The organism is Pseudomonas marginalis, assembly GCF_900105325.1.
In the GTDB taxonomy this organism is placed as follows: domain Bacteria; phylum Pseudomonadota; class Gammaproteobacteria; order Pseudomonadales; family Pseudomonadaceae; genus Aquipseudomonas; species Aquipseudomonas marginalis.
Window position 1 is genome coordinate 37,425 of sequence record NZ_FNSU01000002.1, and the last position, 12,277, is coordinate 49,701.

The 12,277-nt window shown below is 59.2% G+C and carries 11 protein-coding genes and 1 pseudogene; all 12 read left to right on the plus strand.

All coding sequences use genetic code 11. From position 1 onward, the window contains the following. Positions 1 to 121: 121 nt before the first annotated feature. Positions 122 to 712, plus strand: a pseudogene (locus BLW22_RS35675) (HAD family hydrolase); the annotation flags it as partial. Between the two features lie 123 nt (positions 713 to 835). After that, positions 836 to 2,059, plus strand: coding sequence for a transaldolase family protein (locus tag BLW22_RS35680; protein WP_074845796.1), 1,224 nt, complete (start codon positions 836 to 838; stop codon positions 2,057 to 2,059). Next, positions 2,056 to 2,784 carry a sulfotransferase-like domain-containing protein gene (locus tag BLW22_RS07720; RefSeq protein ID WP_074845261.1) on the plus strand — a complete coding sequence of 243 codons (729 nt, stop codon included), beginning with the start codon at positions 2,056 to 2,058 and terminating at the stop codon, positions 2,782 to 2,784. Before BLW22_RS35680 ends, BLW22_RS07720 begins: the two co-directional genes overlap by 4 nt. A 10-nt stretch (positions 2,785 to 2,794) precedes the next feature. After that, on the plus strand, positions 2,795 to 3,520 hold the full coding sequence (locus BLW22_RS07725; protein WP_065926915.1) for an SDR family oxidoreductase: 726 nt from the start codon (positions 2,795 to 2,797) through the stop codon (positions 3,518 to 3,520). Further along, positions 3,517 to 4,653, plus strand: coding sequence for an SDR family oxidoreductase (locus tag BLW22_RS07730; protein WP_065926916.1), 1,137 nt, complete (start codon positions 3,517 to 3,519; stop codon positions 4,651 to 4,653). The genes BLW22_RS07725 and BLW22_RS07730 overlap by 4 nt, the downstream gene beginning before the upstream one ends. Positions 4,654 to 4,660: 7 nt before the next feature. After that, the gene (locus tag BLW22_RS07735; protein WP_074845264.1) at positions 4,661 to 5,431 is read left to right on the plus strand and encodes a class I SAM-dependent methyltransferase; all 771 of its coding nucleotides are present in this window, start codon (positions 4,661 to 4,663) and stop codon (positions 5,429 to 5,431) included. A gap of 10 nt (positions 5,432 to 5,441) precedes the next feature. Continuing rightward, a complete protein-coding gene (locus BLW22_RS07740) occupies positions 5,442 to 6,671 on the plus strand; it encodes an MFS transporter (RefSeq protein WP_065947060.1) in 1,230 nt (409 codons plus the stop codon). Then, positions 6,668 to 7,282 (plus strand): adenylyl-sulfate kinase, encoded by a 615-nt coding sequence (cysC, locus tag BLW22_RS07745; RefSeq protein ID WP_065926919.1) that lies wholly within the window; start codon positions 6,668 to 6,670, stop codon positions 7,280 to 7,282. The genes BLW22_RS07740 and cysC overlap by 4 nt, the downstream gene beginning before the upstream one ends. A gap of 96 nt (positions 7,283 to 7,378) precedes the next feature. Continuing rightward, complete coding sequence (locus BLW22_RS07750; RefSeq protein ID WP_065926920.1) at positions 7,379 to 8,014, plus strand: CGNR zinc finger domain-containing protein; 636 nt, start codon at positions 7,379 to 7,381, stop codon at positions 8,012 to 8,014. A 91-nt stretch (positions 8,015 to 8,105) separates the two neighbouring features. Beyond that, positions 8,106 to 8,606: a sigma-70 family RNA polymerase sigma factor gene (locus tag BLW22_RS07755; RefSeq protein WP_065926921.1), complete on the plus strand. Its 501-nt coding sequence runs from the start codon at positions 8,106 to 8,108 to the stop codon at positions 8,604 to 8,606. A 29-nt stretch (positions 8,607 to 8,635) separates the two neighbouring features. Beyond that, positions 8,636 to 9,589, plus strand: coding sequence for a FecR family protein (locus BLW22_RS07760; protein WP_065947062.1), 954 nt, complete (start codon positions 8,636 to 8,638; stop codon positions 9,587 to 9,589). A 97-nt stretch (positions 9,590 to 9,686) separates the two neighbouring features. Further along, a complete protein-coding gene (locus BLW22_RS07765) occupies positions 9,687 to 12,092 on the plus strand; it encodes a TonB-dependent siderophore receptor (RefSeq protein WP_065926923.1) in 2,406 nt (801 codons plus the stop codon). Positions 12,093 to 12,277 lie beyond the last annotated feature (185 nt).

Genomic DNA, 12,277 nt, shown 5'->3' on the forward strand with positions numbered 1-12,277 from the left:
GATACTAAAAAACCGCTAAAAAGCGTTTGACAGGGTTTTTTGCCCCGTGTCTTATAAGCACACCTCAACCCGCTCCGCTGGTAGTTCGGAAGTCATGCGGAGTCACCTATAAGAGATGCCTATGTGTTCATCGGCAGCTATAGGGGAACTACCAGAGCAGGGAGCTACGACGTTGCCTAAGTTAGTTATTTTCGATTGCGACGGTGTACTCGTCCAAAGCGAAGAGATCACCCTGTCTGTATTGATCGGCATGCTTAATGCACACGTACAGGACGGCAAGACACTGGATAGTGCGTATTTCATTGAGCACTTTCGTGGAAGAAAGATTGCCGATTGTCTGCGCGAAGCAGAACAGTTAATGGGTATTTGTTTGACTCCTCAGTTTGAAGAGGACTTCCGAGTTCGAGCGCTGGAAGCATTGACGCTTAATGTGAAAGCGACTGATGGGGTACTTGACGTATTGGAAGTGCTGGGAATTCCCTATTGCGTAGCCTCGAGTGCGCCGCGCAATAAGATCGAACAGTGTTTACGCCTTGTGGGGTTGTTGCCTTATTTCGAAGGGCGAATATTCAGTTGTTATGAATTGGGGCGTTGGAAGCCTGATCCGCTGGTGTTTTTAACAGCGTGTGAAACTTACAACGTCGAACCCTGTGATGCGCTGGTGATTGAAGACAGTGTCACAGGGATTCAAGCCGCCGTGGCAGCCACTATAAAAGTCCTGGGTTTTGGTCCGTTGTCTCGACATCGAATATTGGCCGAAGCCGGCGCGTTACCTTTTGCCGATATGCGTGAGTTACCGACCCTCATTGATCACGTTACTCAAGGAGCAAGTGTTGTGGGCACACTGGGTTATATAGAGCGACTTAAACGTAATGATCCCTGTTCGGAAGTGTGGTGGGATTCGTCGCCCGTGGTGTACGCACCGTATAAACAGCATTTGTTGGACAAGTACCCGGCAGCCGCCGCCCATATCGAACAGTTGATGCCGCAGGATCTCTCCCAGCCCTGGGGCTTCAGCAGTGTGACCACCAACCCCCGGCTGGTGACGGCGACGATCCTCGACAAGAAAGAGTACTGGTCGTCGCGTTTTAATCTGGCCAGCCTGTCTCCCGGCGAATTGCGCAAGCAACTCTACAACGAAGTGATTGCAGAGGGCGCCTCGACGCTCAAGCCGCTGTGGGTGCAATCGGCCCAGGCCGACGGCTGGATATGCGCCCAAGTCGACCCGTCGGATGTGCGGTGCAGCGAACGCATGACCGCACGAGGCCTGGAGCTGCATCGCCTGGCCGCGAATGTGATGGTCAAAGTGCCGGGCAGCCTGGAGGGTTTCGCGACGATCGAACACCTGGTGGCCCAAGGCGTTTCGGTCAATATCACGTTCTGCTTCACCGTTTCGCAATTCCATGCCGGTCTCCAGGCAATAGAGCGGGGCATCGCCTGCGCCCGCCGCAATGGCGTCGACACCGGCTGTTGCAAGTATGTGATCACCTTTATGATCGGGCGTTTTTCCTGCCAGCCCGAGTTCGCCTTGCAGGCCGCCGAGCGTGGCCTGGCGCTGGGCCCGGAGGACATGCGCTGGGCCGAGCTGATGATTTACCAGCAGATCCAGGCCCTGGTCGCGGCCTCGAAGGTGCCGGTCAAGACCCTGCTTTCCAGTATCAAGGTCGACGTTGACGAACGTGGCCACAAGCACTGCTGGCACTTGGAAAAGACCGGGCTGACCACCACGTGCTACACGCTGACGCCGGAGGTGGTGGAGTTTCTGATCGAGCGTGAAAGCCACGGCAAACCGGTGGCACCCGCCTGTGAACCCCAGCAGGCGCCGGCTGAGACGTTCGCCCGGCTCATCCGCATTCCGTACTTCTGCGAAGCCTATTTCATCGACAGCATCGAGCCCTACGACTTTGGCAATCATGAGGCGTTTATCAACGCCTGCAACGAAGCCAACAGTGCGCATCGGCGCCTGACCGACTACTGCGTGCGCCTGTGCCCGGTGACGAAGCCTTTCGCACGCTCGCTCAACGCCATCCTGGCCGCTGAATACGGGGTGCTGGCATGAACAAGATGGTCGGGTTGTGGGCGCACCCGCGTTCCCGTTCCACGGTGTTGGAGCGTGTGTTTATCGAGCGAGGGGATTTTGAGGTTTTCCACGAGCCGTTTGCCCATATGGCATTTTCCGCAGATTCAATGATTCCTTCGGATGAATGGGACCACAGTTTGCCCACCACGTATCAAGGTATAAAAGAGCAACTGCTCAAGGCCTGGGAAAGTACCAATGTCTTTCACAAAGACATGTGTTACCACTGCCTGGATGACTTGAAAGTTGACCGGGACTTCCTGGCGCAACAACACAATATTTTTATTATTCGCGAGCCCGCCAGCAGCATTGTTTCCCATCACCGGGTACACCCCGATATGCCCGTGCAGGCCATCGGGCATAAAGCCTTGTACGAGATATTTTGTGTGGTCACCAAACTCATCGGAAAAGTGCCTTATGTGATTAATGCCGATGACCTCGCCGCCGAGCCGGAGCGTGTCATTCGTAAACTGTGTGACTACTTGCAGATTGAATTTTTGCCCCGTGCCATGACATGGAAACGTGAATGTCCACGACAGTGGAAAACCTGGAGAAGTTGGCATGTGGCGGCGGAGAACAGTGAACGCATTGCTCTGCCGGATAAACCTGCTATCGATATGGATACTTTCGATCAGTCGCCAAAATTAAAAGCCTTTTACGAATACCACCGACCCTTCTACGCACGCATGAATGAATTTTGCCAATAAGGATTGTTGTATGAAAAAGTTGATTGTCACCGGTGCGGCCAATGGGATCGGCCGGGCTACTGTGGAAAAGGCTATCCAGGCAGGTTATTTCGTTATCGGTGCCGACAAGGATGCCGAAGGCCTGCGTGCATTACAGCGCACTTACACGGCGGATGTATTGGAAACCCATGTCGCGGACTTTTCGGATAATGCGCTGATCAAGGGTTTTATCCCTGCGCTGTACGAGCGCCACGCAACTATTCATGCATTAATCAATAACGCCGGTATTTACCACGGCAAAAGCATCTACGCCTATTCCGATGCCGAAGTGGACGAAATCCTGACTGTGAACCTCAAGGCCTTGGTCTATCTCTCCAAAGACTTCGCCGAACGGGAGATGAAACACGAGGCGCCGCGCTGCATCGTCAATATCGCCTCGGTGGCGGGCGAAGTGGGCAGTTGTGATGCTTTGTACGGCGCCACCAAGGCGGCGGTGATCGGCCTGACCAAAGCCAATGCCTGGAATTTTGCGCCGTTCGTGCGGGTTAACGCAGTGTCGCCGGCGCTGATCCACGACACCGCCATCTACGACACCATCCCTGAATACCGCCGCGCCGAGTACGCGCGCCAGGAAATCCTCAAGGAACCGATCCTGCCCGGCGGCGTCGCCGAGGTCATTTTGCTGGTGATCAGCGATGCCATGCGGCATGTCACCGGCAAGGTCATTCCGGTAGACAATGGAGCCTACCCACGATGAGCCCGTCAGCCCCCAAGAAGAAACTGCTGCTGGTGGGCGCAGGCAACCTGTGCCTGCAGATCCTGAAGATTCTCGGGCCGAAAAATGCCTTTGAATTCGTGGTGCTGGGGCGCAATGAAGACGCGACCGTGCGGCTATGCAACCTGGTGGCCCTGTCGTGTGCGCAGTTGGGGCACTGCATCACGATCAAGCCGGTGATCGCCGACCTCACCGATATCGACCGGGTCACCCAGGTGCTGCGTGCAGAGGCGCCGGACCTGGTGGTGAACTGCGCGTCGTTGCAGTCGTGGCGTGTGATCACCGGGTTGCCCAGGCTCTCGTTCGAGCAACTCGACCAGGCGCAGTTCGGCCCCTGGCTGCCCATGCACCTGACGCTGATGCATCACTTGATGCAGGCGGTGAAAGCCTCCGGTATCGCGGCCAGGACGGTCAACGCGGCCTTTCCCGATGCGGTCAACCCGATCCTGGCCAGGGTCGGGCTGGCGCCGGATATTGGCGTGGGCAATGTCGCCAACCTGATCCCGGCGCTGCGATTTTCCATCGCGCGGCTGCTGGAGTGTGCGCCTGCCGATGTGCAGGTGTGCCTGTATGCCCAGCACTATTTCAGCCACTACGTGCCGCGCGGCGGCTTGCCCCCGCGTGCCAGCTACCGCTTGTTGCATGAGGTGCGCGACCGCCCGGCCGCGGCCCACCTGCCGGCCGAAGCGATTTTTTCCACGGTTAAATCCGAGTTCCGCCGCCTGGGCGGTATCGATGGGCAGTTCCTCACGGCGTGCTCGGCCGTCACCGTGATCGAAGGGTTGTTTTCGCCCACGCCGGTGCTGGTGCACGCGCCCGGCCCGCTGGGGTTGCCGGGCGGCTATCCGGTGTGGCTGCAGGAGGGGCAGATCAAGGTGCAGTTCAGCGCCGACTGCCCCCAGGACGAAGCGGTGCGTATCAACACCATCTGCCAGAGCCAGGATGGCATCGATGAGATTCATTGCGATGGCTCGGTCACCTATAACCCGCAATGCATGGCCGTGATGCAGGCGATGCTGGGGTACTCGAAGAAAACCATGTCCATCGAACAGTCCGCCGAGTTTGCCCACGAGCTGTCGAGCAAATACCTGTCTTTCAAACATTCAACCTGGTAGGTGTGTGATGAATCGGATGTCGGTGCACAAGCGCGGCGAAGTCGCCAGTTACGCCACGCAATACTCGAAAAAATTCGTCGAGCGCTGGGATGAATTGATCGATTGGGAAAAAAGAAAGGCGGGGGAGAACGGGTTCTTTGAAAACCTGCTGAAGCAGCACGGCGTGAAGTCGGTGATCGACGTCTCCACGGGCAGTGGTTTTCATGCGGTCCAGCTTAAGCAGGCGGGGTTCGATGTCGTCGCCACGGACGGCAGCAGCACGATGTTGACCAAGGCCCGGGAGAATTTTCGGCAACGCGGGTTGGCGATCGAATCGCACTACCGGGATTGGCAGGCCCTCGATCCCGCCGAACTGGGGCGCTTCGATGCTGTGGTGTGCCTGGGCAGTTCGCTGTGCCATGTGTTTGCAGCCCATGAACGGCTGGAGGTGCTGGAGAAATTCAGGGCATTGCTCAATCCGGGCGGCTTGCTGATTGTGGATCAACGTAACTTCTTTGCCATTCGCGCAGGCAAGTTCAAATCCAGCGGTCATTACTATTACTGCGGCACGCAGGCATCCGTCGGCCTGGGGCAGGTGGATGAACACGTGTGTGAGTTCATCTACTCGTTCGATAACGCCGAGCAGTATCGGTTGCAGGTCTATCCGCTGTTGCCGGGCGAGTTGAAGGGGGAGGTGCTCAAGTCCGGATTTTGCGCCCATGAGAGTTACGGGGATTTCCAGCGTGACTACGACATGATGAATTGTGATTTTGTCATCCACACGGCACGCGCCGTTTAAGGAGTACCTGATGAGCACACTGGTACACAGTAGCGCGCGCCCGTTGGACAGCGTCGTGCTGGCGGTGGTGTTGACCGGGTTCGTGGCCAGTACCTACGGGTTTGGCGTCTACCTGTTCGCCAACCTGGTGGTGGACATGCGCCGTGACATCGGTTTCGACTACACCACGGTGGGCCTGATCACCGGCGGTGCGCAGATCGGCTTCCTGCTGTTTTCATCGGTCACCAGTTACATCAGTCGTTTTTTCGAAGGCTGGAAGATCAGCCTGGTGTCGACGCTGATGACCTCCCTGGCGCTGTTGGGGCTGAGTGTCAGCAACAGTATCTGGCTGTCCGGGGCGCTGTTGATTTTGCTCGGCGGCTGCTCGGCCTCGGTGTACATCCCGTTGGCGGAGATTGTCACCAAGGGTTTCAGCCCGGGTAATCGCTCGCGGGTCATGGGGCTGATTTCCAGCGGCACCAGCTACGGCGTGTTCATCAATGGCTTGCTGGTGTCGTTCCTTACCCTGCAGGGTGGCTGGCGCTCGATCTGGCTCACCGCGGGCCTGATCTCGGTGGCCCTGTGCGTGGTGGCCTGGTTTCTGCTGCGCAACCTGGTGGCGGACAAGGACGCCGGTTTTTCCGGGCCGCGTTCGACGGCGTTCGAGAGTCATGCACCTTGGTTGAGTCGCTCGCTGTACCTGACCTGGGCCATTGCGTTTTTGAATGGGATGGCGCTGTTGCCGTTCCAGACTTACCTGGCTCCGTTCCTGCGGGACGAGTTGGGGGTGTCGGTACAGGACGCCGGGTTTGTCTGGACCACCATTGGCGCGGTGGGCATGGCCTCGGGCTTTCTGGTGGGGTGGATCGCCGACAAGGTGGGCGTCAGGGCGTCGCTGGCCATGTGCTTTTTGAGTGCGGGGCTGGCCGCCACCCTGGTGTTCAGTTTCAACAGCCTCCCGCTGTTCTACCTGGCGGCATTTTTGTTTGCGCTGGCGTTCTACCCCATCTTCGGGCTTGTCCCCAGCTACATCGGGCAAATCGTGCCGGTCAGCCGACTGACCCAGGCATTCGGCATTGCCAATGTGCTGATCGGCCTGGGGGGTGTGTGCGGTAACTTCCTGGGCGGTTTTTCCAAGGACCTGACCGGCTCGTTCGCGACCGTCTACTGGGTGGTTGCGCTGTTGCTGTTCGTGCAATGCGTGATGGTATTCCTGTTGGGTAAACCGCCTGTGGCGGTGACGGAGGGTGAGCGGCCATGAGTCATTTTGCGGAACGTCCAGAACGGAATCTGCATGCGTTTGCGTTCAGCCATCTCGCCGCGGAACGCTCGCGTATGGGGCAAAAGCCCTTGGTCATCTGGATGACGGGCATCTCGGCGGCCGGCAAGTCGACGATTGCCGATGCGCTGGACAGGGCCTTGCAGGCACAGGGGCGCTTGACCTGCATCATTGACGGCGACTCGGTGCGCGGCGGCCTGTGCCGCGACCTGGGTTTTACCGACAGCGACCGCGATGAAAATATCCGGCGGGTCGCCGAAGTGGCGCGCTTGATGCTGGACGCAGGGCTGGTGGTGATCGTGGCGCTGATCTCACCGTCGGCGGCCAGCCGGCATTACGCGCGCGCCATTGTCGGCAATGAGCATTTTGTCGAGGTGCATGTGGATGCGCCGCTGGAAACGGCGGAGCAACGTGACCCTAAGGGCTTGTACAAAAAAGCCCGCCTGGGGTTGATCCAACACTTCACCGGGATTGATTCGGACTACGACGTGCCGATCTTTCCGGAAGTGCACGTGGACACCCAGGCGCTGTCTGTCGAACAGTCTGTCGCGACTATTCTCGATTGGATGGCCCGCAACGACGAGCGCACATAGCCGCTGGTCTTTGCGCCGCGGTGGCGGTGCCTGCACCTTCGGAAAACAAGGTAATCTGCGCCATCGCAGGCATACCGCGTTTTTTCAGGAGCAGGCATGACGCATTTCACCGGCACTGCAAAATCCATCCGCCTGATCGGCGGGGCCCAGGTGTTGGACTTCATCAATACCACCAACGGCCGCCGCCCTGGGTCGCCGCTCAAAGTCATGGAAGAGCGGCTTACCAGTTTTCAGTTTTTCTTTGAATGGGCGCTGCACGCCTCGTTGATCTCCACCCAGGAGTTCGCTGAATACAAGGCCATGGTGTTTGAGTCGCCTATTTCCTACCAGCCGGATCTGGACGCCATCATTGCGTTCCGCGAATGCCTGTATGCCGTGTTTTACCCGTTGTCCTTGCGCCAGGCTGCGGCCGATGACGCCTTGCAGCAGATCAACCTGAATTTCCAGCAAGGCACCGCCTGGCGGGTGCTGCGCATGGTTGATGGGACACCGGCCTGGGCGTGGAAAACCTGCACCTCTGCTCAGGAACTGAGTGCAATGTTGATCGGGCGCCTGGCGATCGAGGCCACGCAGTTGCTGGTGTCCGGTGATCTTCGCGTGCTGAAGTGCTGCACGGCCACCGACTGTGATTGGCTATTCCTGGATATCTCCAAGAACAAACTGCGCAAATGGTGCCAGATGAGCGTGTGCGGCAGCCGGGAGAAATTGAGTCGCCTTAAACAGGCGCTTTAGTTTCCAGGCAGTGGCGCGGTCGACGGGTAGCAATTGCTCCACTTAATAGGAAGCATTACTATTCACGCCCCGCCTCCCCAGTGCTCCCGCGATGATCCCTCAGCCGCCCCGCAGAACAGGCTTTTTCGAGCACTACGAAGAGTTGATCGGCACCTGGACACGCCGCCTGAGAAACCGTCAGCAGGCCGAGGACCTGGCCCATGACACCTTTGTGAGAGTGCTGGAGACAACCGCCTCCCAGGTAGAGCAACCGCGCGCTTATCTGCATCAAACTGCGCGAAATATCGCCGTGGACGCCTACCGACGCGAAGACCGGCGGGAAGCCATGGCGTTGGAAGCCTTTGATCAGAGCCAGCCCCACGGCGGTGACCCGGAGCATTTCATGCACGCGATCCAGCTCGCGGACTCCATCGAGCGGGCATTGGCCGAGTTGCCGCTCAACTGCCGCAGGATCTTTATCTGGCAGAAGATCGAGGGCCTGACCCAGCAGGAGATCGCCGAGCGCCTGGGCTTGTCCAAGAACATGGTGGAAAAGTATATGATCCGCACCCTGCGGCATTTGCGTGACCGCCTGGATGCGATGGCCCCATGACACACGCTCGCTCTGAAACAGGACCTTCCATGATGGATAACCGTGCCCGCGACGAAGCCGCGCAATGGTTTGTACGCCTGCAAGACGCTGGGTTGGACGCCACCGAGCGCGAGCGTTTCGATGTGTGGCGCAATGAAAAGCCCGAGCACCAATATGAATTCGATGTGCTGCAAGGCCTGTGGGGCGCCGCCGACCTGGTGCCCAAGGCCCGCTTGCAGGCGTTGGGCGAGGCGCCGGCCGAGCGTCCAAAACGTCGTGGCGTGTTGCGTTACGCCGTCGCCGCCAGTGTGGTCGCCGTGGCCTTGGGGCTCGGCTTGTTCAGCGGCCTTGATCATCCGAAGCCCTACCGGGCCGATTTCAGCACGCGCCTGGGTGAGCATCGCCAGGTGGCATTGCCCGACGGCTCGATGATGGATTTGAACAGCCGCAGTGTTGTCTCGGTGCACTACGAAAAAGGCCGCCGCAGTATTGAACTCAAGCAGGGCGAGGCCATGTTCAATGTCGAGCATGACAGCAGCCGTCCCTTTGTGGTCGCCGCCGGTGCAGGGCAGGTGACGGTCACCGGCACGCGCTTTGATGTGCGTCGCGATGATGACCAGACCCGTGTGGTGGTCGAGGCCGGTACGGTGAAGGTGCAAGGGCGCTCACCGAACGAGGGGGTGACGCTGACGGCGGGGCTGGGAACCCATATCAATGACCAAGGCTTGGTGGCAGCGTCCTACGCAGTGAATGCCGAGGAACTGACGGCCTGGCGCAGCGGCAAACTGGTGTTCAACAACGCATCCCTGGGTGAAGTCGCCCGTGAGGTGTCGCGTTATCGCGAGCGCCCGTTGCGCGTCAGCACACCCGCCGTTGGCAACCTGCGACTGACCAGTGTGTTCAAGGCCAATGACACCGATGCCTTGCTCAAGGCCTTGCCCCATATCCTGCCCGTGGCCCTGAGGACCCTGCCGGATGGCAGCCAGGAAATTATTTCACGCTGAGATTCAGGTTTTTTCCGAGTTCTTCGTCTTCTCCTGCAGCTGCAACTGGTTTGCATTAACAGTCGCATACTCTTGCGATTACAGGACTGGGGTCGACGTGAAAAAATGTGCCGTTCACAACAATAAAATCTCCCGCTGGGCGCCGCTTGCCCTTGCGCTTGCTGTCAGTGCCGCAGTGCCGGCGGCCTATGCTGGCGACGCTATCCATATCCAGGCCCAACCCCTGGGGAGCGCGCTGAGCCAACTGGGGCAGCAGACGTCCCTGCAAGTGTTTTTCAGCCCCGACCTGGTCGCCGGCAAGCAGGCCCCGGCAGTAGATGGCAACCTGTCGGCGGAACAGGCCCTGCGCCAATTGCTGCAAGGCAGTGGCCTGGACTATCAGATCGACGCCGGTTCCGTGACCCTGCGCCCGCTCGGCAGCGGCGCCGGTGACGCCGGTTCGCCCCTGGAACTGAGTGCCACCGACATCAGGGTGGTCGGCGACTGGCTTGGGGATGCCGATGCCGAAGTGGTGCAGAACCACCCGGGCGCGCGTACGGTGATTCGCCGCGAAGCCATGGTGGAGCAGGGCGCGATGAATGTCGGTGATGTGCTGCGTCGTATGCCTGGGGTCCAGGTGCAGGAATCCAACGGCACAGGTGGCAGCGATATTTCCCTCAATGTCGGCGTACGCGGGCTGACATCACGTCTGTCGCCACGCTCCACCGTGCTGATCGACGGGGTGCCGGCGGCATTCGCGCCCTATGGCCAGCCACAACTGTCGATGGCGCCGATTTCCGCCGGCAACCTGGACAGCATCGACGTGGTACGCGGCGCCGGTTCCGTGCGTTATGGGCCACAGAACGTCGGTGGCGTGATCAACTTCGTGACCCGCGCGATCCCCGAGAAATTCTCCGGTGAAGTCGGCACCACCCTGCAAACTTCCGCCCATGGTGGCTGGAAGCACATCGAGAGCGCTTTTATCGGCGGCACTGCCGAAAACGGCATCGGCGCTGCGCTGTTGTACTCCGGAGTGAATGGCAACGGTTACCGCAACAGCAACAACGGCAACGACATCGACGACGTGATCTTCAAGACCCACTGGGCGCCGACCGACCAGGACGACTTCTCGCTGAACTTCCATTACTACGATGCCAGCGCCGACATGCCCGGCGGGCTGACCCAGAAACAGTTCGATGCCAACCCGTACCAGTCGGTGCGCGATTGGGACAATTTCAGCGGGCGTCGCAAGGACGTGTCCTTCAAGTACAACCGGCAAATCGACGACCGGACCCAGGCCGAAGTGCTGACTTATTATTCCGACAGTTTCCGCGGCAGTAACATCGCTAACCGCGACCTCGCGACCCTCGGGTCCTACCCGCGCACCTACTACACCTTCGGCATCGAGCCGCGGGTATCCCATGTATTCGACGTGGGCCCCAGCACCCAGGAAGTCAGCGTCGGTTACCGCTACCTCAAGGAAGGCATGCATGAGCAGGCCACCAGTCTGAACCTGATCAACAACGTGCCGACGTCGGGTGGCCGCAGCGATGGTCACGTCTACCAGGATCGCACCGGTGGCACCGAGGCCAACGCCTTCTATGTGGACAACAAGATCGATATCGGCAAGTGGACCGTCACCCCGGGCATCCGTTTTGAAGACATCCGCACCGAATGGCACGACCGTCCGGTCATCCCCCTTACGGGGCCCCGCACCCAGGAAAAACGCCGCGAGGTCCATAGCCAGGAACCGCTGCCGGCCCTGAGCGTGATGTACCACCTTTCCGATGCGTGGAAATTGTTCGCCAACTACGAAACCTCCTTCGGCAGCCTGCAGTACTTCCAACTCGGACAAGGCGGCAGCGGCGACCAGACCGCCAGCGGCCTGAACCCGGAAAAAGCCAAGACCTATGAGGTCGGTACGCGCTACAGCGACAGTGTGTGGGGCGGGGAACTCACGTATTTCTACATCGACTTCTCGGATGAGCTGCAATACGTCAGCAATGCCGTGGGCTGGACCAACCTTGGCGCCACCAAGCACACCGGCATCGAAGCGTCGGCCCACTATGACTTGTCGAACCTGGACCCTCGCCTGGACGGCCTGACCGCCAACGCCGGCTTCACCTACACCAAGGCTACCGCCGAAGGTGACGTACCGTTCAAAGGACGCGACCTGCCACTGTATTCCCGGGAAGTGGCAACCCTGGGCCTGCGCTACGACGTCAACCACTGGACCCACAACCTGGATGTGTACGCCCAGTCCGGACAGCGTGCACCGGGTACCACCAGCACCTACATTACCCAGGGCAGCGCCGATGGGCAGTACGGTGATATCCCGGGCTATGTCTCGGTCAACGTGCGCAGTGGCTACGACTTTGGCGAACAACTGTCGAACCTGAAGCTGGGGGTGGGGGTGAAAAACGTCTTTGACCAGCAGCACTACACCCGCTCCAGCGACAACAATGCCGGGCTGTACCTGGGCGAGCCGCGTACGTTTTTTGTACAGGCCAGCGTCGGGTTCTGACCTTTATCGGTTTGGAAAAGTCGCAGTCTTGCAAGAGGCTGCGATCGTTTGTCCTGTTTCTTACATCCTCGCAGTGCATATTGCGGCTGGTTCAGGAACCGTTTCCGACAGAAGTGCCACACATGGGAAAGCTAAAGGGCTTCGACGTTGCGTTGGAGCGGCAAGCTGAAGATCGCGCCCACTGT